This window comes from Gimesia sp. (genome assembly GCF_048260065.1).
Taxonomy (GTDB): Bacteria; Planctomycetota; Planctomycetia; order Planctomycetales; family Planctomycetaceae; genus Gimesia.
In genome coordinates, this window is the sequence record NZ_JBLXHC010000002.1 from 236,160 (window position 1) to 259,147 (window position 22,988).

A 22,988-nucleotide genomic window follows, 5' to 3' on the forward strand; every position below is an offset into this window, starting at 1 on the left:
GGTGCAAGCAGAATTCTGGAGAATTATAAAATTCGCCACATTGCGGAGGGATGGAGCATTGCAAATAACAAGTCTGCAGACTCAGGATCGCACAGTGTGCGCGAGAATGCTTTGTCAGGTCAAACCTGAAATCGTGTCTGAAGTTAAGACGAACTATTCAGCTGTGGTCTGTGCTTCTTTTTCCGGTTCAGGCCGCTGCCATTCGCCGCGCATCCATTTGACGAGCAAAGTCAGATCGTGTTTGGAGAGTTTTGATTCTTCAAAGGAAGGCATAATGTTTTTGTCGCCGTAGAAGCGTTCGGCTCCTGGTTTGCGAATAAAGTCCATCAGCCATTTTTCAGAGCCATACCCGTTGAAATCAGGAGCGGCTCCGCCCCCTTCTTCGTTGGGGTCTCCTGCTTTCATCGCGTGACACTGGGCACAATAGCCATAGAATTCGGCGACTTTACCTGACTTGTCTTTGAAGTCGACACCACTGAAAACGGAGACGCCGCGTTTCACGGTTTCTTCGCTCAATGGTTTGAAGTCTCTCCGATTGGCTTCGCGGGCCACCAGTGCAGCGACCGCTTCAACATCTTCTTTGCTGAGAATTCCTTCGGGACCGACGTAACTGTCAGCCCAGTCGCTCATGTCGCCATTCATGATTGCATCTCCGCCTTTCGTCGCTCCGATATGACCGAAAAATTTCGGTGATTTGGGGTCCATCAGAAATTCCGTCAACCATTTGGTGGTAGCGAAACCTGCCAGATCGGATGCGCGGGGCGTTGCGATGACTTTCTTCCCGTCTTTCATTTCCATGATGTTATGCCCTGTTCCATCATGCCCGTTCCAGGTATGACAGATGCCGCAGTGACGCGCGAAAATCAGAGGCCCCATTGATTTGGGGTCGTTTCTGAGCAGGGAGGCGGGACCTTCAGGGGGAACGCCGTTCTCACTGGCCAGCCAGGAAGCCCGGGCTGCGTATGCGATTTCCTGTGAACGGTCGAGTGCATAATCTGGCGCACTGCGTTCTGTCTGAATGCCGTACCAGCTGATTCCGGAAATGATGAGTAAGCCACCTACATAAACAATAATGGCAACCCGCTGTCCCCACTTCTCACCCAGAACTTTTTCGTAAAAGGGAACCAGGACCAGTACTGCCAGAATCACCCCGGGTAAGACTGCGGTTACCAGCACTTCCATCTCTTTGGGCACCATATGCCGCAGCTCAAACAGGAAGCGGACAAACCATTCCGGTCGGGCAACGTACGGGATGGAACTGTCAGCAGGGGCTTCCAGTTTGATCTCGCTTGCAGGCAGATCTGCTTCCCAGTCGTGGTGCCCGACTGAGAGATGCTGATTTTTTAAAGTGGGATAAACCACCAGTTGGAGAATCACAATTCCGATCAGGATCAAAGCCAGTACCAGCGTACGAGTTGTCTGGTAAGGCCAGTATGGTTGTGTGATTTCGTCTTTGACCGGGTCATCTTCCTCCAGCTGAAAGTCAACTTCAGGGTCATCGGCTGCTTCTTTGATTTTCGCTGTCCGCAGACGTTCGCGGCGGATCAGAGCCATGTGAATGGTAAACAGCATCATGGCAATGACAGGCAGCACGATCACGTGAATGGTATAGAGGCGGGTCAAAGTCAGATTGCCAAATTCACTCCCCCCCACGACCAGGGACCGCAGTGTCGATCCTATGACGGGCATGGTTCCTGCAATCCCTGTTTCAATCTGATAAGACCAGTAACCTTTCTGATCCCAGGGGAGCGGATTACCCGTGATTGTTAAACCGACAATTACGCCGCCGATCAGCAGGCTGGTCCAGTAAATGAACTCTTTGGGTTTCCGGTATCCGGCTGAGATGATCACCAGAAAGATATGCACGACAATGGCCACAATCATCATATGTGCGGTGTAGTGATGTAGCCCCCGTACGAACCAGCCCAGGTCGACCTGGGTTTCAATATAATGCACACTTCCCCAGGCAGAGGCCTCCGAAGGACTGTAAACGGTCATCAGCAGTGCGCCGGTTACCATTTCCACCAGCATCATCAAAACGAGTGCCCCGCCCCAGATGAACTGCCAGCGGGAGCGTCGTTTGGTAGGGAAATTTAACAGAAAGATCGCGTGCAGGAAATTTTTGTATCCGGTTCGTTCATCGATCCACTGTTGGGCTTTTTGAGGCAGCACTGAAATCTCTCCCTAAGGGAAATCAAATTGATGAGTCTGTTAGTCAGTCAGTGAAAGAATCAAGGCAGGAGTTTCATTAACCAATGGGAACTTTTTCCGAGATACCGGTTTCAAATTTCTGGTATTCCACTTTGACCCACTGTTCTCCCCGGAAGGTTTCGATGGTTGTTTTCAGCTCATCCATTCCCCGTGGCTGTGGACCACTGACCATTGCGCCATCGGTCTGGAAAGTCGCTGCATGACAGGGGCAGAAATACTCTTCATCACCAGCGACATAGTCAACCACGCAACCCAGATGGGGGCAGGTGGAAGAAAACGCAGTGACGACCCCTTCCTGAGATTTACTGATCCAGACTGAGCCAATCGGCCCGGATGGATATTTGGTCCAGGCATCAACGCGCTGATCGTTGATGGTAAAACGCTGGGGAACACCTGGTTCCAGGTCTTTCAGACGCGTCAGACGGTAAGTTTTTTCTGTCTGCTTACCTCTTTTGAGAGTTGAAAACAAAAAGCCCAAAGCTGGTACTGCAAGTACGGTGGCGTAGATGGCACCCAGAATACTCGTGCAGTGTTTGAGGAATTTTCGCCGTCGCATGGTGTGAACCTTTAAATCTGAAAAGCGCCAGTCGTCAGTTACCAGTTCGCTTTGAACTGATTGCATTCTGATTCAAACAACGGGTGCCTTAAAGGGTAACGGTTTAATTTGTTCAATCTTGGACAGTATAGTACTTAGTGGAGCTTTCAATGGCAGGTTGCAACCGGTTTCAGCCAGTTACATTTGAGGAGGGAATCGTGTCACTAAAATCCAAATCTAAAATTGAGGTAATCAGTTCAAAACTATTTTATCAGATCCAGTCAGTGTTTACGAATCTTTATTTTTAAGTCTAGTGATTTCAATTCCTTAAGACAACAGAATTCATAAAAAAGGATTGTAATGTCCAGAATGGCTGGGTTCAATACTGGAATTCCCGGATTGGCTGTAACCAAAAAAAAACGGCTCTCCCGTTAAGGAGAGCCGTTTCGATACTTCGATTCAGTCAAGCTGAAGGCTTAATTGAACTAGTCAATCAGACCGAACAGGTTTGACAGGCTGTTTCCGCTCAGACGACGAGTCTGCTTCTGGTTCTGCAGACGGCTGGGGAAGTAAGCTTTAGGATCAGAAGCAGGAGCAGGAGCTGCAGGAGCAGCAGATGGTGAGCATCCAGCAGGAGCACATCCGTTAGAAGTGCAGCATGGAGTTTCACAGCAACCTTCAACAACTTCGTATCCACACAGTTCCAGAGCCTGAGTCGCTTCACGAACAACCTTCTTGTCGCAGTCGCCCAGAGCACAAGTCAGAGCAGCTGTCAGCTCAGGAGAGCATCCACAGCAGTGCTTGCGAAGCTGGTCGCCGATTTCATCAGCAGCTTTAGCACGAACGCGTTCGTCAGCGTCGTTCAGAGCGTAGATGAAAGCACACATGATCTCAGGATTGCATTTGCAGTTGAAGTGGTCACCCAGTTTGTGGATCGCTTTGCGACGGTGTTTAGCGTAGCAGGCGGTCTGTGACTGGTAGATCAGTTCTGCAATGACGCAAGGATCTGCGTTGCAGCAAGGTTCTTCGTTGCAGCAGCTGTCTGCAGCAGGAGCAGCACAGGTCTTAGGGGCTGGTGCACAGCAAGCTTTGGGAGCTGGAGCACAGCAGGCCTTTGGAGCTGGAGCGGCACATGCTTGAGGAGCAGGAGCACAGCAGGCTTTAGGGGCTGGTGCACAGCAAGCTTTAGGAGCTGGTGCGGCACATGCTTTAGGAGCAGGTGCACAGCAGGCTTTTGGAGCTGGGGTGCAGCAGTCATTCTTTGGAGCTGGAGCACAGCAGTTATCCTGGGCACAGCCAGAATCTGAGCAGCAGCGTTTCTTGAACCAACCACGCAGTTTGCGAGCTGGTTTGCAGCATGCAGGAGCAGCTTCACAGCAGCAAGGTGGTTTAATGTTAGAGCACTGACGTTGGTACGTATAAACGTTAGGCTCGCATGGTTTTGTAATAGTTGGTTTACAGCATTCTGGTTGACAGGTCGAGGCACATTCACAGCTCTTTGCAGCCCCGCAATTAAGCGAAAGGTCAAAAAGATCTGCTTGTGCAACGGCATTCATCCCCAATGCCACAACAAATGCACTTAACAGACTAATCCATTTCATAGAACAGCGTCTCCTTCTTGGGTCGTTTTCTGACCATCATAGACAGATTGATGTGCCTCTTTTGTCACATCAGAGTGGTTACGGCGCGAATTTTGTTTTGTTCCTTTAGGGACTGCTTATTCGTCCAAGTTGAAATCATCAACTCGCGCTGGCTTGAATCTCAGAGTGTTCCCTGGGGTAACACTCTCACAAAAATCTTCTTAGTAATTTTGATTGCGGTCGATGCCCTTGGGAGCACCGCCTGAATTCACATCCGAATCGTTTCCTTCGATCGCTCAGATATGAATTCTCATTGCGACTGGTACAATCTATCGGCGTGCTGTAATCGTCGCTTGAATGTCTCAAGTCATTATCAGATAAAAAGGTTACGTCATTTTTCCTCACGATTATATGCGTCGTAACGGTTGGTTAAACTGGGAGAGATTTGCATCTGTCTCAGCCTGCTGAAGGGCCTGAAAACATGTAAGTCTGGGTAGGCTGTATGTCGCGGGGTGATATAGATGGGAGCTTCGCGGCTGTTCCTAATGTGAGGAGCGACCCGTTCCCGGGAGTTAATTTTGTTGGATGGTTTGCACCACCGCTAACTCCGGTCACGCGTAATTTGAGGCCATAAACTTTCACCAGACTGTCTGCAAGTCGTTTAATTTATACCGGTCAGGCCTGTTTCAAACGGTCACATGATTTCTTTTCAACATACCTGCTGTTTCAACTGCTCTCGAAATGGGAATTGTGCAAAAAACTGAAGATATACCCGATTCGCCAGTCATACTGACGAAGTGTTCTCCGTTAATTTTCAGTGTGGCTGGTGAGAAATGCTTTCTGTTGTAGCGATTGAACAGTTCTTGCATTTCCCTGTCAGTCCCTGCATAATGACGTTATTCATCAGGAACTGGGCCAGACAGGAGAGTACCAATGCGATCACTTCTCATCGTGAGCACAGTTTTTCTGTTTGTGGGATCTCCCGAGCAGGCTTCTGCTCAAAGGCATCATTCTGCACACGGGCACCATCACCATTCTCACCATTATGGTACGTCTTATCCTCGCTATTATGGACGGACGTGGGCTAATCCCGGCTGGTCTGTGAGTGGATTCTCCGGAAATACAAGTTTCAACTTTTCCTTTCCGGGAAGTTCCTATTATGGAAATCCCTGGGGACCCTATATGTATAACCGTTTTGGTTATTACAGCACGGATGCATTTGTTGCCGGAAGTCCGGTTCTTTTCTCCAGTGGCTATTCCTTAAACGGTTTCTATCCAATTTTACCGGGGCAAGGCTGGTCGACTCCTGCCGTGTACCCTTACAGTAATGTTCCGGGAACTCTACCGACCTTGCCTTCTTCTCCACAGGTCAATGGTCCTCCTGCTGCCAGAAATATCCCGCTTAATAATGCACTCCAGAATGATCTGGAACGCTGGAGCGATAAAAATTACCTGCCTGAGCCATCACGTAAGATTCAGAAATATATTGTTCCCTCGACCCGGCATGCCCGCGAGTTGAGTCTGCGGAATCAGGTAAAAGGGGATGAATACTTTAAGAAACTGGATTATCGCCGGGCATACGAACGCTACAAACTGGCTGCATCCCTGACGAAAGACCTGTCGACACCACATTTCAGAAAAGGATTCGCTCTCGTCGCTCTGGGAGATTATGATCGCGCCGCATTTGAGTTTAAGCAGGGACTGGAACTGGATCCCACCTGGCCTTCCACAGGAGAAAGTCTGAACGAACTGTTTGGTGCAGATCATGTGATTGCGAAAGATTCGATGCTGCATCAGGTCGCAGAGTGGGTTAAAGGAGATATTCGTGATCCTGAACGGCTGTTTGTGTTTGGTGTCGTCCTGCATTTTAACGGTCAGACCGAAGAGGCGCATGATGTCATGGAGACCGCTGCCCGACTCGCCGGTCGTGGTGATCACTTTCTGGCGTTCCTGAATCCCCAACCGGTACCCGTCGATCAGCAGGCCGTAAAGCAGAAAAACGGGAATCAGCAGGGTTTCGTTGTTGATCCTGCTAAAACCCGTCCGCCTGCGTTCGAATCAAAACCGACTCCGCTTTCACCAGCGAAACCTCTGGGACCAGCGCGTTCCCAGCCACTTTCCAAACCTTTGCCTCCCCCTCCTCAGACCCCTGTCAGGAAGCCTGCGGGCAACGATTCAGCACTGCCTCCCCTGCCTCAAAAGGCAGATGCACCGGGTGAGCCGTTGATTCCTCTGCCAGAGCCTGCTAAAAGTCAACCACAAGCACCGTTGTTGATTCCACCCAAATGATCTGAACCATCCCTGAGCGACTGGGCCTGATTTTTCCGATGACTGATTCTGCACATCCTCGACTGCTAGTGACATTGTGTACCTACAACGAACGAGAAAACCTGGAGTTATTAATTCCAGAGATTCATAACTATCTGCCGTATGCTGCAATACTGGTGATTGATGACAATTCACCCGATGGTACGGGAGATTATGCTAAAGAACTGAAAAAGACTGATTCTCGCATTCATTCCATCCATCGCACGGGAAAACTGGGATTGGGAACGGCGACGATTGCCGGTTTTCAGTATGCCATCGAAAATCATTATGATCTGGTGCTCAATCTGGATGCCGACTTCAGCCATCCCCCGCGATTCATGCCGGATCTCGTTGAAGCGACCCGGGAAGCGGATGTGGCCATTGGTTCCCGTTATGTTCCGGGAGGCAAAATCGAGGGCTGGGGGCCGAAACGCTATTTCATGAGTGGTGCCATCAACTGGTATGCCCGGTTATTATTGAGGCTCAAATCCCGGGACTGTAGCGGCAGCTTTCGCTGTTATCGGGTTCCCAAACTGGCTGAAATCGATTTTGCTCTGTTACGTGCGAAGGGGTATGCATTCCAGGAAGAGATCCTGTATCGCTGTCGCAGGGTTGGCTGCACGTTTAAGGAAGTCCCTTTCACGTTTGAAGAACGTCGGTTTGGAAGTTCCAAAATCAATCTGGGGGAAGCGTTCTCTGCGTTATGGGTGATGCTGGTGCTGGGAATTGACAACTGTCTGGGAAAACGCGTGCGTACCCTGCCTACTGACTCTACCCGGTAACCTGAGTTCTACCGACACAAAGCTCAGGAATGACTGTGGGAGTCATCCGGGAATGTGCCCTCTCTTACTTCACTGGCATATGCCTGCACAGCGGTTTTCATCTCTGCAGCGAAATTGGCGTATTTCTTGAGGAAGCGGGGGTGAAAGTCGGCATTCATTCCCAGCATATCCGGTGTGACCAGTACCTGTCCGTCGCAGCCTGGACCTGATCCGATCCCGATAGTGGGGACATTCACTGTCTCTGTAATCTTTCGGGCGATGGGAGCCGTGATCATTTCCAGGAGAATTCCGAAAGCGCCGGCCCGCTCTACAGCCAGCGCATCCGCGATCAGCTGATCTTCATCACGTTGAATTTTTCCCATACTGCCAATCGCACGGACAGACTGTGGTTTGAGACCCAGATGTGCCATCACCGGGATATCTGCAGATGCAATGGCTTCGATCGTCTTCACCTGATTGACGCCCCCTTCGAGTTTGACGGCGTCTGCACCGGTCTCTTTCAGGATTCGTCCGGCATTCTCCAAAGCCTGAGCCGGGGAGATATGAAAGGACATAAAGGGCATGTCAACGATGATCAGCGCCCGTTGAACGGCACGGCTCACAATTTCCCCATGATAGATCATTTCATCTACCGTCACGGGCAGTGTGGTGCTCTTGCCCTGGACGACCATTCCTAAAGTGTCGCCTACCAGCAGGCAGTCCAGACCGGCTTCATCCAGAATTTTTGCAGACAGGTAATCATAGGCTGTCAGCATGGTAATCTTCTGTTTTTTCTCTTTTGCAGCAAGAAACCGGGGAACAGTAAATTTCTGGGGCCGTGCGGCGGACGCATCTGACACGGAACTCTCCTTAAAAACGCTCAGCAAATCTGAATCTGGACTGGGTAAAGGGAAATCATCTCTTTAAGTAATTGTAGACATCATCATTAGTTGGAGGGTTCACAATATGAAAACTCAGACCTGATTCGCAATACTCGGGTCCGGTTTTCTTTGAAATCAGCGTCGTGGTAATGGGTGTTGCATTTTGCGCTGTTTAATTCTGCAACAACTGTTGCGTTATGCACCACCTAGATGTGGAGGCAATTCTATTCAAAATATCTCTGAAAAATGTAATCGACTAATATTTATAGGCTTAGGGAAAATTTTGAAGATAATTTTCTGAATGGTACGGCTTGTGCATAATACTCATGGCAGCGATGGTGGCAAGCGTTGGCCCGCACTTGCTCCATTCAGCACAGAAAAGGTGCTTCAGTCATTCAATGATTCGAAGCACCTTTTTTTTATGCCTTCATCTCACTTCTCGAAATCAATCTCAACCCTCATTTTCTGGTCCTGCTTAAAAACCCTTCCTCCGGGCATCTGGAATTCCTGAGCGTACTTCATTAGGATTGTGACACACTTCCGGTTCGTAAGCTGGCTGTGTTTCAGAATTACAATTCACACGCAACTTCTCTGACAGGAGAACTTTCAGTAGTTTTCTAACAGGGAGAATGCATATCAGGAGGTCACCTAACGTGCCAGAAAAAGTCGTCGTGATCGGATCAGGACCCGCTGGTTGGGCAGCTTGCATTTACACATCTCGAGCCAACCTGGAACCCCTCTGTTTTGAAGGAGCGATTTCGGAAGAAAATCGACTGCAGGGGACTCTCCCGCTGGGACAGTTGGCTTTAACGACTGAAGTCGAGAATTATCCCGGGTTTCCTGCCGGGAATCTGGAATCCTATCTCGATGGCTCCATCGATAAATCAAAGCGACAGTATATGGCTCCCCACCTGGGGCATGGAGTCAGTGGTCCCGAGTTGATGGAACTGATGCGTCAGCAGGCGGTGAATTTCGGTACCAAAGTTGTGACCGATGATGTGGTTGATGTCGATTTATCTGCGCATCCTTTCAAAGTCACACGCGCGAATGGTGAAACGGTTGAAGCACTTTCGATCATCATTGCCACCGGAGCCCGGGCGAACTATCTGGGGCTCGAATCGGAAAACCGTTATAAGAACATGGGAGTTTCTGCCTGTGCCGTCTGTGATGGAGCGATGCCCCGTTTCCGCAATCATCCGCTGGTGGTAGTGGGCGGAGGGGACAGTGCCATGGAAGAAGCAAATTACCTGACCAAATTTGCGTCCAAGGTTTATATCATCCATCGTCGCGATGAATTCCGTGCCAGTAAAATTATGGCAGATCGGGCACTGGCCAATGAAAAAATCGAAGTGAAATGGAACTCGGTCGTCGAGGAAGTTCTGGGCGATGACGAAAAAGGTGTCACCGGAGTTCGGATTCGCAGCACGGTTGATGAAAGTCAGACCGAGGATCTGGAAGCTGCCGGCTATTTCGCAGCTATTGGTCACACACCGAATACGAACTTCCTCAAAGGGCAGATCGAAACGAACGACAAAGGCTTCATTCAATGGCAGATCCCCTTCCGAACGAACACTAATGTCGAAGGTGTGTTTGCCGCGGGGGATGTGGCCGACGACAACTACAAGCAGGCGATCACGGCAGCGGGCAGCGGATGTATGGCTGCTCTGGATGCCGAACGCTGGCTGGTCGAAAAAGGTTTTGAATAAGCGTACTCTGATTACTAACTGATAGATTCCCGTCTGAAAGGACGTATAACGCATGCTGACTCAAGAAGGTTGTCTGGCACGACAGAAACGATTGTGGGAAACGGTTCCCGATCACCTCGAATGGATTCTGATCGCGGATCCCCGTCACGTTCTGTATCTTTCCAACTTCCTGGTGCAGCCCTGCAGCTTTTCACGGGGCGAGCGGGCTTTGCTGTTGCTGGATCGTGAGAAGGGCGTCACGTTGATTGGTGATAACTTCACCCTCCGTTCCTCTGCTGCCGAGTTCTATGTCGATCACGAGGCGATTGAAACCTGGTACGATCATAAGCACTCAGTTGAAAATCGCGATCATGCGTTGTTCAAAGCCTTGAAGTCGGTGGTCCCTCAGCTGAAAGGTCGCCCCGGTGCGATTGAAGCGGAATGGCTGCCCGTAGGAGCATTGCAGGAACTGGAGATCACTCAGACCGATGCAACTCTCGAACTGGGGACGACTCTGCGTCAGCTGCGTCGTCAGAAGCATGCCGACGAAATTGCTTTGCTCAAACAGTGCATGCAGGCCTGTGATGCCGGTCATGCCTGTGCCCGGGAGATCGTCGAAGCGGGGAAAAGCGAATTCGACATCTTTCGTAAGGTCCAGGCAGCGGTGCTGCAGGCGGCTGGTCTGCCCGTGATCATTTACGGCGACTTCCGTGCTTCTACCCCTGCAGTACCCAAAGCGGGCGGCTTGCCTACAGGCCATGTTCTGGAGAATGGCGATCTGTTCGTTCTGGATTATTCTGTGGTGATCCACGGATATCGCAGTGACTTCACCAATACGATCGCAGTTGGCGAACCGAGTGCGGAACAGAAAAAACTGTTCGGTCTCTGTCAGGCCGCCATGCAGGGAGGCGAATCGACGCTCAAAGCGGGAACTAAATGTGCTGACGTGCATGCAGCGACCGCCGCTCCTCTCTGGGATGCCGGCTATAAAGAAAACTTCCAGCATCATGCCGGTCACGGTCTGGGGCTGGGGCATCCGGAAGCGCCGATCCTGGTTCCGGAAAGCATCGATACGCTTCTGGCGGGAGATGTGGTGACCCTGGAACCCGGTGTGTACGTGGAGGGGGTTGGTGGAATGCGAATCGAGCATAACTATCTGATCACGGAAGACGGCTTTGAGCGATTGAGTAATCACGTCATCGCGCTGAAGTAACTGGACTGGGCATTCAATCTCAAATCAGGTATCCGTGACTATGTCCTCTTCTGATTTCTCGGAATGGATAGAAGACGACCTGCAGAAACTACGGAAAGCAGGTTTGTTGCGTTCGCGACGTACCTTCAAACCGCTGCCGGACGGACGTTGCCTGCTGGAAGGTCGGGAACTGATCAATCTTTCCAGCAACGACTATCTCAACCTGGCACACGATCCACGTCTGATTTCAGCAGCGGTCTTGGCTCTTGAGGAAACGGGAGTCGGTGCCCGTGCGAGTGCCCTGGTCAGCGGTCGTACGGAATGGCATGCGCAACTGGAACAGCGGCTGGCTGATTTTGAGGGGACGAACACAGCGATTCTGTTTCCAAGCGGTTATGCTGCGAATCTGGGAGTCGTATCTGCCCTCGCGGGTGAGGGAGATACGATCTTCTGCGATCGGCTGAATCATGCCAGTCTGGTTGACGGATGCCGGCTCGCAGGGGCAGCCTTTCGCGTCTATCGCCATGATCGTCTGGATAAACTGAAACGGGAACTGGATAAAAAAACGGGTGATGGAAAAACCATCATTGTGACGGATTCCATCTTCAGTATGGATGGCACCTGGGCGCCTCTGGATCAACTCTGTGAACTGGCGGAGCAGTATCATGCGATTCTGGTGGTGGATGAAGCACACGGGACGGGAGTCTGGGGCGCATCGGGACGCGGGCTGGCTGAAGAATTGAATGTCGAATCGCGGGTCACCATTCGCATCGGTACGCTGAGTAAAGCGCTGGGAGCCATGGGGGGATTTGTGGCTGGCTCTGATTCCCTGATCGACTGGCTCTGGAATCGGGTACGGACACAGATCTATTCGACTGCACTGCCCCCCGCAGTCTGTGCGGCGGCCTGCGAATCACTCAATATTATCAACGCAGAACCGCAGCGCAGGCAGCAGTTGCATACGCAGGCGGATTTTCTGCGGCAGGAGCTGGCAGCACGGTCGCTGCTGGGTGACACTGCTTCTCGTGGGCCTGTTATTCCTGTCATTCTCGCAGCTCCTGAAAGAACGATGGCAGTTGCAGCAGATTTACAGGCCGCTGGCTTTCTGGTGGGAGCAATTCGGCCACCCACGGTCCCCCAGGGAACTTCGCGACTGCGAATTTCGGTTACCAGTGCCCATCAGCGCGAGGATCTGGAGCGGTTTTTAAAAGCATTGGACCATTCCCTCGCCAGAGACGGGCAATCGCGATAAGGTATGCAGATCAGGTTTTTCTACTCTCCCGCTGAAATAAAAGACACAGCTTCTGTTCAGGCAGATCTCATCAACGTTTGAAGTACCCCTATGAATTTTCGTGATCAAATTAAAAATGAATATCCGTTTGAATCTCATTGGTTGAAGATCGACGGTCATCAATATCACTATCTGGATGAAGGCGCAGGCCCGGTTCTGCTGATGGTGCACGGCAATCCAACCTGGAGCTTCGCCTGGCGACGTCTGGTGAAACAGCTCTCTCAAAAGTACCGTGTGATCGCAGTCGATCACATGGGATGCGGGTTGTCTGACAAGCCGCAGAATTATTCCTATCAACTCGCGACACATATTGAAAATCTGAAAACACTCATTCAGGAACTGGACCTGCAGAAGATTACGCTGTTTGCGCATGACTGGGGCGGTGCCATCGGCATGGGGGCTGCCGTTGATTTGCCAGAACGGTTTCAGCGGTTTGTGCTCATGAATACGGCCGCTTTTCGTTCCCAGGAGATTCCGCTGCGGATTGCCGTCTGCCGAATCCCGTTTCTGGGGGCCTGGGGAGTGCGTGGTCTGAACCTGTTTTCCGGGGCTGCTGTGAAAATGGCGGTCGAGAAGCCCGAACGGATGACTGCGGAAGTCAAAGCCGGTTTTCTGGGGCCTTACGATTCCTGGAAACATCGCGTCGCCGTCCACCAGTTTGTGAAAGACATTCCGTTGAAGTCATCACATCCCAGCTATCAGTCGCTGCAGCATGTTGAAGAGGGGCTGCAGCAGTTCACAGCACATCCCATGCTATTGATCTGGGGCGAAAAGGACTGGTGTTTTACCACCAACTTCCTTGACGAATTTGAACGTCGATTCCCGACAGCGGAAACATTGCGGATCCCCGATGCCGGTCATTACGTGTTTGAAGATGCACACGAAATCATGCTGCCCCGGATTCAAGCCTTCCTGGAGCAGCATGCCTGATCGGGTTTAAAAGTCACCAAAGTCTGGATTGATCAGGTGCTCGGTGCTGCCCAGGTGAGAAACTTTCTCGATTTGCTTGCGGGGTTTCTGGGGTTTATAAGCTTCAAAGCCGTCAACGCGAAACTCAGTCACCATGTGGTTGATCCGGTTCTCGATATTCGTCAACTGGTCACCTTCATCCGGAGCGACGAATGTGAAAGCAGCCCCTTTCTGGTTAGAAGACAGGCGACCGACGCGACCAATGCGGTGCACATAGTCATCGCTGAATTCCGGAATATCAAAATTGATGATGTGGGAAATACCACTGACATCAATTCCACGGCCCATAACATCGGTAGCGATCAGCAGTCTGATTTTTCCTTCGCGGAATTTTTTCAGAACCCGGTCGCGTTTAGGTTGTGGTAAATCTCCATGGATGGCGGCCACATCTTTAAGTTTTTTCGAGAAGATTCGATCCAGTTTGTCAGCACCACGTTTCGTACGCGTAAAGACAATCGTCTGTTTCGGTCGTTCCTGGAACAGCAGACGAGACAGCAGTTTGATTTTGCGGTCAGGATCGACTGTGATGTAGTACTGATCGATGGCATCGACGCTGACTTTATCTTCAGAAAGGTCGATCATCACCGGATCCTGCATGTAGCGATTTGCCAGTCGTTCAACAGGGGGAGGTAAGGTCGCTGACAGCAGCAGTGTCTGTCTTTTTTCCGGACATTTCCGCAGGATCTTTTCGATATCCGGGCGGAAGCCGATATCCAGCATCCGGTCTGCTTCATCCAGTACGACAAATCCCAGTGTATTCAGTTTGAGGTTGCCGCGGTTAATATGATCGATCACACGGCCGGGCGTTCCCACGGCGATCTGAGCCCCTTTTTTCAGTTGATTTTCCTGGGGGCGGACCGGTTTGCCTCCGACCAGTACTGCGATGCTTAACGATTTCGAAGTGCATAGTTTCCGCATTTCAGCGGCGACCTGCTCGCTCAATTCCCGGGTCGGTGCCAGAATCAAAGCCTGCATTCCGGGCAGTCGAAGATCGATTTGCTGGAGCACCGGGAGTGAAAAGGCAGCGGTTTTCCCGGTTCCCGTGCGGGCCTGACCGATACAGTCCTGCCCTGTCACTGCGATCGGAATCAGTTCTGACTGGATCGGGCTGGGGGTTTCATATCCTGCCTTGCTCAGATCCTTCAGAATTTTTTCATTCAGTCCTAATTGTGAAAAACTGGTTTTAGCTGGTTTTTTTTTCTTCTTTTTCTTTTTGGGATTCATATCCTGTGTTTTCCTGCTGAGGCAGGAGAAAACTCGCTCTGCGATGAGGCATTCCTGATCGGGTGATTACTCTGGCTGCGGATCACTTTCGCTGTCCGTACCAGATTGATTTAACTTGTCGAGACTTGCCTGTTCTCGAACCGAAACCCCAATCAAACGCTTGATGTCATTACTGTCAATGGCCTCTTGTTCAACGAGTGCTTTTGCCAGCAGATCAAGTTTCTCCCTGTTTTCTGTTAATATTTTCACGGCCCGCTCTTCCGCAGCATTCATGAAACGCTGCATTTCCTGGTCGATGACGTGTGCAGTTTCTTCGCTGCATTCACCTTGTGATTTCATCTCTTTCCCCAGGAACGGGTTTTCATCGGAGTGGCGGAATGCCACTGGCCCGATGACATCACTCATGCCCCACTGTCCCACCATTTTTCGTGTGATCTGGGTAGCACGTTTAATATCGTCTGCTGCTCCGGCAGTGTGTTCACCAAACACGAGGCCTTCTGCAGCGCGTCCGCCTAACATGAACGCTAGCTGGGAGTGGAGTTGCTTCTCTCCCATGTTGTATCGTTCTTCATCGGGGAGAAGCTGAGTCACACCCAGCGCTCTGCCTCGAGGAATTACGGTCACTTTGTGTACCGGATCAATTTCCGGCAATAACCAGGCCAGCAATGCATGGCCGGCTTCGTGATAGGCTGTCATTTCCCTTTCTTTTTCGCTCAGGATCTCTTCGCGAGGCGGTCCCATCAGGACACGATCCCGGGCATTATCAAAGTCTTCATTATCGACCTGCCCCTTGTTTAAACGGGTGGCTGACAATGCTGCTTCATTAACAAGATTCTTCAGATCGGCACCGGAGAACCCAATCGTACCGGCGGCAATTTTCTGTAAATCAACGTCTTCCGAAAGTGGGATCTTCCGGGAGTGTACTTTCAAAATGGCAGCCCGCCCCTCTTTTGTGGGACGGTCTACAGTAATATGTCGGTCAAAGCGTCCGGGACGCAGTAAGGCCGGGTCCAGAACATCAGGGCGGTTGGTGGCAGCGATGATGATGACTGCTTCATTCTGCTGGAAGCCGTCCATTTCGCTCAACATCTGATTCAGGGTTTGTTCCCGTTCGTCATGACCGCCACCCAGGCCGGCACCTCGGATTCGTCCCACGGCATCAATTTCATCGACGAAAATGATACAAGGGGCGTTTTCTTTTGCCGTACGAAACAGGTCGCGGACGCGACTGGCACCCACGCCGACAAACATCTGAATGAATTCAGAACCATTGATGGAGTAAAATGGGACCCCTGCTTCGCCTGCCGTGGCGCGAGCCAGTAGTGTTTTTCCTGTTCCAGGAGAGCCCATCAGCAGCACGCCTTTGGGGATCTGTGCTCCCAGACGCTGAAACTTGGCAGGAGTCTTCAGAAATTCCACGACTTCCTGCAGTTCCGCTTTGGCCTGCTCCATGGCGGCCACATCGTCGAAGGTGGTCTGCTCTTCAGAGGGACGAAACCGCTTTGCCGGACTTTTCGTAAAATTACCCAGCATGCCGGATCCCATGGGGTCCGCAGATCGTCGCAACATGAACCAGAAGAACCCAATAATCAACAGTGGGCCGATTAACCAGGGCAGGATGTAGGCACCAATGCCGACGTTGGTGCTTTCTGCCTTGAAGGTGACTCCCTGTTTTTCCAGTTCGGGAAGCAGGTTCCGATCTTCAACCGGATGTGAAGGCAGAACGGTATTGAATTCCTCGGCCAGTTTTTCGTCTTTTTTCTCTTTGTCGGGATTCTCGGGTCTGGTTTTCCATTTACCTGTCAGGATATCACCATGGAAATCAACCGAATCAACGTTCCCCCGTTTGAGTTCTGAAACAAAGAAACTGTAATCCACCTTCGAACCGGTATTCTCGGGCGAGGTTTTCATCAACATCAGGCTGCCGATCACCAGTATGAGCAGGATAATCAGCCAGGGACCGGTCGATGGGGTATTCTGAATTTCTTTGCCTGGTTGTTTCTGAGGAGCTTTGCCTTTGGGAGGTGTTGCCTGGGGGTTCTCCGGAGGAGAGGCCATATGATGTTCCGTTCGTTTACTGAGATCTATTACTGTTTGCTGATAACTGCATTTCTCATGGAGTGACAATCACGTCGCATCAGCCGTCTTAGCGGAATTTTGTACTGGGAAATTACAGGTGACAGATGTTTCTTTCTGAGTTTCAGTAACATGTTGCTGATTCTATGGGAAAATCTGTGTCACAGGCAATGCTGGCAGGGTTGTTTTTAGAAAGGATCGGGTAAGCAATTAATAAATTAAGTGCTTCATAATTGGGACCTTAATGCATCAGGCCCTCGGGCAATGTCAATCCTTAAGGCCGTAGCGCACAATACACCAGAGCGCTTTCACGCCGTCCCGCCAGCCGATTTTCTTTCCCTGGTCGTAGGTGCGACCATCGTAGCTGATTGACATTTCAAAGATCCGGCACTGACGGCGAGCGACTTTTGCGGTGAGCTCTGGTTCGATACCAAACCGGTTCTGACACAGTCCCGGTGCGATCTCTTTGATGACTTCCTTTTTGAAGAGTTTGTAACAGGTTTCCATATCTGTCAGATTGAGGTTGGTAAAGCAGTTGGAAAGAGTGGTCAGAAACTTATTTCCCAGAAAATGCCAGTAATACAGGACCCGGTGTGGTTGATCTCCCAGAAAGCGGCTGCCGTAAACGACGTCTGCTTTGCCTTCAATGATAGGCTGCAGCAGTCGTGGGTATTCGGAGGGATCATATTCGAGGTCAGCGTCCTGAATCAGCATGACATCCCCCTGGGCTTCCATAAAGCCGGTTCGGACAGCGGCTCCTTTGCCCTGGTTCTGTTCATGGAAGATCACGCGGACCTGGTTTTGCGGATCGTTTTCCGCCTGCATCTGCTCTTCCAGTTTTCTCAGAATCTCCCGAGTCCCATCCGTGCTGCCATCATCCACCAGGACCAGTTCTTTCCGAATCGGAACTTCTTTTACCTGACTGATGAGATTCTCGACGGTTTTTTGCTCGTTGAAAATAGGGATCACCACAGACAGCAGGAAATCGGGAGGAATCGGATAGAAGCCAAGCTGGCGGCAACCAGCCTCCCCCAGGAATCTCTTGAGTGAATTGTACCATTCGTCGGTATAAGGATATCCGTGTTCATCCGCTTGAGGAACTGAGGTCATTGAGAGCTGGTCCATGGGTAACTTTAATTGATCGGAACAATAGGGAATATGAAAAACGGAGAATGCAATTCGTTGTCTTGAATTGTATCGAGTGGAGAATGAGTTAGATACTCGTTTCCGTATGTGGTTGCCGTTATGAGCGAAAACAGCTTATTCTGTATTATAAGTCGTAAATTCCAACTGCAAGAGGAGTTTCTGTTTCCTTTTTGCTTTCGATACTGGCGAAGTAGAACAAACCGGTTTACATTATCCATACTGTCAGACCGAATCTGCGAGTTATATCGCTTATTCAGGTTTTGATCATTAACTGTAACTGTACGACTGATATTGCAATCGCTGAGGAGCGCTCATGAAATCGACAACAGTCTTGCTTACCGATGTGAGTTCTCAAACCTGGATCGAAGAGACCCTGATCAATGCAGAGTCTCACCCCGATTTTTCCAAAGAGCTCGGCTGGTTCATTAAAAAACAGCAGATGCATGGCGGCACCTCCGAAGGCGTCGACCTGATCACCTTACACAATGGAGCGTTAACACTCTCGGTTCTACCAACCAGAGGCATGGGCGTCTGGAAAGGGCAGTATCAGGAAACTCCTGTTGGATGGGACTCTCCCGTCAAAGCTCCTGTGAATCCGGCGTACATCGATCTTTCCGAACGTGGGGGCCTGGGCTGGCTGAGCGGCTTCAATGAGCTGATCTGTCGTTGCGGCCTGATCTCGAATGGTCCTCCCGGTAAAGATCGGGGCGGAAATCCTCTGGAATCGGAATTAACACTGCATGGACGGATTGCTAATACCCCCGCACATTTTGTGAGCGTGACCCTTGATCCGGAGGATGGCGGCTGGATCAGACTCACCGGGCAAGTTCAGGAAGCCATGCTGTTTGGCAGCCAGTTGCTGCTGGAAACCACACTCGAAACACAGCTGGGCTCGAACACGTTTCGAATTCGTGATCGGGTGACCAATCCTGGTGCAGACAATACTGAGTCTGAACTCTTGTATCACATCAATGTGGGGGCCCCATTCCTGGGAGAGGGAGCCCGGTTTGAGATGCCTTTTGCAGAGATGGCGCCCCGGGATCCCCGCGCTGCGGAAGGTGTGAAGGAAATGAATACCTATCTCGGACCGACAGCAGGATATGCGGAACAGGTCTATTTATTTGATCCTGTTGCTGATGAGCAGGGATTTACTCCCGCTTTGCTTTCCAGTGAAGATGGGGGGATAGGGTTTCTGGTTAACTTTAAAAAGTCGACACTCCCCTGCTTTACTCTCTGGAAGAATACGCAGCCTGAGGCGAGTGGGTATGTGACTGGCCTGGAACCGGGAATCAATTTCCCGAATTTTCGTGCAGAAGAGCGGGAACAGGGGCGGCTCAAGAACCTTGGTCCCGGAGACAGCTACGAGACGGAATTTGAAGTCTCGATTTTGAATAATTCGAATTCAGTTGATGCCATGAGACAGAAAATCACGAAATTAACTGAACAGGCCCCTGCTGTGATTCACAGTGACCCGCATTCGAAGTTTTCATGAGCTGGCACAAGTATGTTTCCGCTTCGTTGATGCAGGCGGTCTGAATCGCGCGAGAATCGACGAAAAAATAGAAGAAATCAGCGATTTCATCACATTCTGCCGTCTATATGGCTGGAATTAAATCAAATGGTTCTGATATATTTGCTGGACTGATCTCCTGGGTGTATCGTTCAATGTGTTGTGCATTGGCCGCCGAGTGAGACGATTGGTTTTGGAGAAGTTAATATTCACTGGATGGTTGCGGGAGATTCTCTGATCTCTTCGCTTTTTTTTTCGATTGTTAGTTTGCGTTCATTGGCAAGTTAACGGAATTTCTGATGCCCGTTTCGGCTGCACAGACTCGTTAACGAAGAGACGTCTTTGTAACACTGGGACGGCTGATCCAAAGGATTTCAGATCCCCGAGCCCCTGACATCAAAATGAGACTGACTTTCCTGCAAGAATATGATTTCGAAATTTTAAGTGTAGTTGGACTTTTTTTAGTATGGTTGATCGTAATTTAATTCGAGAGTTTGGTGTTTCCGATGAAGACCTGGATGCCGCGTTCGCAGAGGTCATGCCGGAAGTCGATGCCGATGTAGAAGGTGATGAAAACGAGTGGGTACTGGATGATGTGTACGCTTCCGTCTCCTGTGCCTATGATGTCAATCAGATTATTGACGGTGTGGTTCTGAGTGTGGACGGTGAAGAGGTTCTCGTCGACATCGGATTCAAGAGTGAAGGTGTTGTCCACATCGATGAGTGGTCTGAAGATGAAGAACCTCCCAAGGCCGGCGACAAAGTTCAGGTCCTGCTCGAAGAAGTAGAAGATGAATTCGGTTTAACCATGCTCTCCAAGCGGAAAGCAGATCGGATTCGCGAATGGGAAAAAGTCATCGCGACCCACGCCGAAGGCGATGTGGTTTCCGGTACTGTGGTTCGCAAAATCAAGGGTGGTCTGCTGATCAATATCGGCGTGAATGTCTTCCTGCCCGCCAGCCAGGTCGATATCCGTCGTCCTTCAGACATCGCCAACTACATTGGTCGTACCATTGAGTGTGTGATTCTGAAAATTGATGAAGCCCGTCGTAACATTGTTGTTTCACGTCGTAAGCTCATCGAAGAAAAACGCGAAAAGCTCAAGCAGGACCTGCTCAGCAAAATCGAAGAAGGTCAGATCGTCAAGGGGATTGTCAAGAACATCGCCGATTTCGGTGCCTTCGTCGATCTGGGCGGAATCGACGGTCTGTTACACATTACCGACATGAGCTGGGGACGTATTAACCATCCCACAGAGATCGTCAAGATTGATGACGAAATCGAAGTCATGATCCTGAGTGTCGATCGCGATAAAGAGAAGATCGCTCTGGGTCTGAAACAGAAATCACCCAGCCCCTGGGAACTGGTCGAATCCAAATACCCCGTCAGTACCAAGGTTATCGGTCACGTTGTCAACGTGATGTCCTACGGTGCCTTCGTGAAACTGGAAGACGGTATTGAAGGTCTGGTCCACATCAGCGAAATGTCCTGGACCAAACGCATCAATCACCCCAGCGAACTGGTCAACATCGGCGATGAAGTCGAAGTTGTTGTTCTGGGCGTCAACAAAGACAAGCAGGAAATCTCTCTGGGTATGAAACAGACTCAGTCCAATCCATGGGACGAAGTCACCAAGAAGTATCCGGAAGGTGCCAAGGTCAAGGGAACTGTTCGCAACCTGACCAACTACGGTGCTTTCATCGAACTCGAAGAAGGTGTCGACGGTCTGCTGCACGTCAGCGATATGTCCTGGACACGTAAGATTTCTCACGCCAGTGAAGTCATGAAGAAAGGCGACGAAATCGAGTGCCTGGTGATTTCAGTTGATGAAGAACGCAAACGTATCGCTCTGGGTCTGAAGCAGCTGGCTTCCGATCCCTGGGAAACAGATATTCCTCAGAAATATCAGCCCGGTGCGATCGTTCAGGGAACCGTCACCAAGATTACCAACTTCGGCGTTTTCGTTGAACTGGAAGAAGAACTCGAAGGTCTGCTGCACATTTCAGAACTGGCAGATCATAAAGTCGAAAATCCAGAAGACATCGTCAAAGTCGGTGAAGCTCTGGATGTGAAAATCCTGCGTGTCGATACCGATGATCGCAAGATTGGCTTGAGCCGCAAACTGGAAGAACCCATCGAAGAAGAATCTGCTTCTGGCGAAGGTGGAGAACCAGCAACTGCTGCTGCACCTCGTAAGGAACTGATGGGCGGTACCGGTGGGGATGCTCCACTGTTTACAATGCCTTCAGAAAGCAACGAAGAGGCTGCTGTAGAAGAAGAAGCGGAAGAGAAAACTGAGTAATTCTCTTTTGCTGATTCCAGCATAGAAATTGAAAGCGACGGTCTAATCCAGGCCGTCGCTTTTTTGATTAATGATATGCTACGATCAGGTGAGAACTCCAACCGGTGGCGTCACGACAGAGAAAGAGTGCGCATGGATGGATCAGCCTCTTTTTATGCAATGGCTGAGCTCAGAAATTGTTCAAAACTCCTGTGCCTGTTGTATTTTAGCAACACCAATCATCCTGATCCGCATAATCGATACAGATTCTGCAGTTTCTGGTTTTCGCATCCTGGTTTTCCAGAGAGGGTTCAGGAATCGGACGTCTCTTGCCGATAATAATCCTACAGGCTACTGCTGTTTCTACACGGTAGCCTGTCAATTACTCATCGTGTCGAGAGGAAACGAGTTCCCGCGAACGGTTGCAAATCTAATGGAAGCCAGGGACAAGAACGGCTTTCCATTTGTCAACAACAAATAGATAACAGGTTTTCCATGCAGAAAACTGCTCGACGGCGTTCCTCTTCAGCCGTACAGAATCCATTAGAAACATATCTCAAAGAAATCAACGAAACGGCCCTGCTCTCTGCAGAAGAAGAGAGAGAGTTGTCGAACCGCATCGAACATGGGGATAAAGAAGCCCGTGATCGCATGGTGCGTGCCAACCTGCGGCTGGTTGTGAATATTGCCCGTGCTTACTCAGGCAAAGGTCTGCCTCTGCAGGATCTGATTGAAGAAGGCAACCTGGGACTGCTCAGAGCCGTCGAAGGTTTCGACCCTGAGATGGGGACCCGCTTCAGTACTTATGCCAGTTACTGGATCAAACAGTCGATCAAACGCGCACTGGTGAATTCAGCCAAGACCATTCGTATTCCGGCCTACATGGTTGAACTGCTTACGAAATGGCGACGAGCGACTGCACAACTGCAGGATACTCTGGACCGCACACCGACGACCGAAGAAGTCGCCCGTGAGCTGGATCTGCCACCGAAAAAACTGAAGATCGTGAAGAAGGCAATTCAGCTTTACAATTCTTCTCCTCAATCGGAACAACAGGATGCCGGCTGGTCACTGGGAGAAATGATTCCCGATGATCGCCTGAAAGGCCCGGATGACGAACTGGTTGAGAATGACAATCTCAAACACGTCTTCCGTCTGCTCAAAGAAATTCCGGAACGCGAAGCCAATATTCTGCGGATGAGGTTCGGTCTGGATGGTGATGAACCCAAGACGCTGAAGGAGATCGGGCAGGCATTAGGTCTTACCCGGGAACGCGTCAGGCAGATTGAGAGTGAAGCATTGAAAAAACTGGCCAAAGAAATCTCCGGCGAGTAACCAG

General features: G+C 50.5%; 17 protein-coding genes. 10 read left to right on the forward strand and 7 right to left on the reverse strand.

What is annotated here, in order from left to right; genetic code table 11:
- Nucleotides 1-153: 153 nt before the first annotated feature.
- The 3 genes from ACN0YN_RS04060 to ACN0YN_RS04070 all read right to left on the reverse strand — a co-directional run bounded on the left by ACN0YN_RS04060 (nt 154) and on the right by ACN0YN_RS04070 (nt 3,741).
- Nucleotides 154-2,172 carry a cytochrome b N-terminal domain-containing protein gene (locus ACN0YN_RS04060; protein ID WP_417383708.1) on the reverse strand — a complete coding sequence of 673 codons (2,019 nt, stop codon included), beginning with the start codon at nt 2,170-2,172 and terminating at the stop codon, nt 154-156.
- Nucleotides 2,173-2,248: 76 nt separating this feature from the next.
- Nucleotides 2,249-2,767 carry a ubiquinol-cytochrome c reductase iron-sulfur subunit gene (locus ACN0YN_RS04065; RefSeq protein WP_417383709.1) on the reverse strand — a complete coding sequence of 173 codons (519 nt, stop codon included), beginning with the start codon at nt 2,765-2,767 and terminating at the stop codon, nt 2,249-2,251.
- Between the two features lie 464 nt (nt 2,768-3,231).
- Nucleotides 3,232-3,741 carry a HEAT repeat domain-containing protein gene (locus ACN0YN_RS04070; RefSeq protein WP_417384121.1) on the reverse strand — a complete coding sequence of 170 codons (510 nt, stop codon included), beginning with the start codon at nt 3,739-3,741 and terminating at the stop codon, nt 3,232-3,234.
- Here ACN0YN_RS04070 and ACN0YN_RS04075 point away from each other — a divergent pair.
- The 3 genes from ACN0YN_RS04075 to ACN0YN_RS04085 all read left to right on the forward strand — a co-directional run bounded on the left by ACN0YN_RS04075 (nt 3,740) and on the right by ACN0YN_RS04085 (nt 7,415).
- A complete protein-coding gene (locus ACN0YN_RS04075; protein WP_417384126.1) occupies nt 3,740-3,886 on the forward strand; it encodes a hypothetical protein in 147 nt (48 codons plus the stop codon). The two genes, ACN0YN_RS04070 and ACN0YN_RS04075, sit on opposite strands and share 2 nt — an antisense overlap.
- A 1,373-nt stretch (nt 3,887-5,259) precedes the next feature.
- Nucleotides 5,260-6,615, forward strand: a complete 1,356-nt coding sequence (locus ACN0YN_RS04080; protein WP_417383710.1) for a tetratricopeptide repeat protein — start codon at nt 5,260-5,262, stop codon at nt 6,613-6,615.
- A gap of 38 nt (nt 6,616-6,653) precedes the next feature.
- On the forward strand, nt 6,654-7,415 hold the full coding sequence (locus ACN0YN_RS04085) for a polyprenol monophosphomannose synthase (protein ID WP_417383711.1): 762 nt from the start codon (nt 6,654-6,656) through the stop codon (nt 7,413-7,415).
- A gap of 23 nt (nt 7,416-7,438) precedes the next feature.
- On the opposite strand, the gene panB is transcribed toward ACN0YN_RS04085, so the two are convergent.
- Nucleotides 7,439-8,254, reverse strand: coding sequence for a 3-methyl-2-oxobutanoate hydroxymethyltransferase (gene panB, locus ACN0YN_RS04090; protein ID WP_417383712.1), 816 nt, complete (start codon nt 8,252-8,254; stop codon nt 7,439-7,441).
- Nucleotides 8,255-8,928: 674 nt separating this feature from the next.
- Between panB and ACN0YN_RS04095 the strand changes: the two genes are divergently transcribed.
- The 4 genes from ACN0YN_RS04095 (at nt 8,929) to ACN0YN_RS04110 (ending at nt 13,373) form a co-directional block, all read left to right on the forward strand.
- Entirely contained in the window at nt 8,929-9,981 is a 1,053-nt protein-coding gene (locus ACN0YN_RS04095; RefSeq protein WP_417383713.1) for an FAD-dependent oxidoreductase, read from the forward strand.
- A 52-nt stretch (nt 9,982-10,033) separates the two neighbouring features.
- On the forward strand, nt 10,034-11,173 hold the full coding sequence (locus tag ACN0YN_RS04100) for a M24 family metallopeptidase (protein ID WP_417383714.1): 1,140 nt from the start codon (nt 10,034-10,036) through the stop codon (nt 11,171-11,173).
- Nucleotides 11,174-11,213: 40 nt separating this feature from the next.
- The gene (bioF, locus tag ACN0YN_RS04105) at nt 11,214-12,404 is read left to right on the forward strand and encodes an 8-amino-7-oxononanoate synthase (protein ID WP_417383715.1); all 1,191 of its coding nucleotides are present in this window, start codon (nt 11,214-11,216) and stop codon (nt 12,402-12,404) included.
- A gap of 90 nt (nt 12,405-12,494) precedes the next feature.
- Entirely contained in the window at nt 12,495-13,373 is an 879-nt protein-coding gene (locus tag ACN0YN_RS04110; protein WP_417383716.1) for an alpha/beta fold hydrolase, read from the forward strand.
- A gap of 6 nt (nt 13,374-13,379) precedes the next feature.
- Here the strand turns inward: ACN0YN_RS04110 and ACN0YN_RS04115 are convergent, their stop codons facing one another.
- From ACN0YN_RS04115 to ACN0YN_RS04125, 3 genes are all read right to left on the reverse strand, one after another.
- Nucleotides 13,380-14,636: a DEAD/DEAH box helicase gene (locus ACN0YN_RS04115; RefSeq protein ID WP_417383717.1), complete on the reverse strand. Its 1,257-nt coding sequence runs from the start codon at nt 14,634-14,636 to the stop codon at nt 13,380-13,382.
- Between the two features lie 66 nt (nt 14,637-14,702).
- Nucleotides 14,703-16,694: an ATP-dependent zinc metalloprotease FtsH gene (gene ftsH / locus ACN0YN_RS04120; protein ID WP_417383718.1), complete on the reverse strand. Its 1,992-nt coding sequence runs from the start codon at nt 16,692-16,694 to the stop codon at nt 14,703-14,705.
- A gap of 285 nt (nt 16,695-16,979) precedes the next feature.
- Complete coding sequence (locus ACN0YN_RS04125) at nt 16,980-17,822, reverse strand: glycosyltransferase family 2 protein (RefSeq protein ID WP_417383719.1); 843 nt, start codon at nt 17,820-17,822, stop codon at nt 16,980-16,982.
- A 349-nt stretch (nt 17,823-18,171) separates the two neighbouring features.
- Between ACN0YN_RS04125 and ACN0YN_RS04130 the strand changes: the two genes are divergently transcribed.
- From ACN0YN_RS04130 to ACN0YN_RS04140, 3 genes are all read left to right on the forward strand, one after another.
- Nucleotides 18,172-19,350 (forward strand): aldose 1-epimerase family protein, encoded by a 1,179-nt coding sequence (locus ACN0YN_RS04130; protein WP_417383720.1) that lies wholly within the window; start codon nt 18,172-18,174, stop codon nt 19,348-19,350.
- Between the two features lie 484 nt (nt 19,351-19,834).
- Nucleotides 19,835-21,670, forward strand: coding sequence for a 30S ribosomal protein S1 (locus ACN0YN_RS04135; RefSeq protein WP_417383721.1), 1,836 nt, complete (start codon nt 19,835-19,837; stop codon nt 21,668-21,670).
- 474 nt (nt 21,671-22,144) lie between these two features.
- On the forward strand, nt 22,145-22,984 hold the full coding sequence (locus ACN0YN_RS04140; RefSeq protein ID WP_417383722.1) for a sigma-70 family RNA polymerase sigma factor: 840 nt from the start codon (nt 22,145-22,147) through the stop codon (nt 22,982-22,984).
- Nucleotides 22,985-22,988 lie beyond the last annotated feature (4 nt).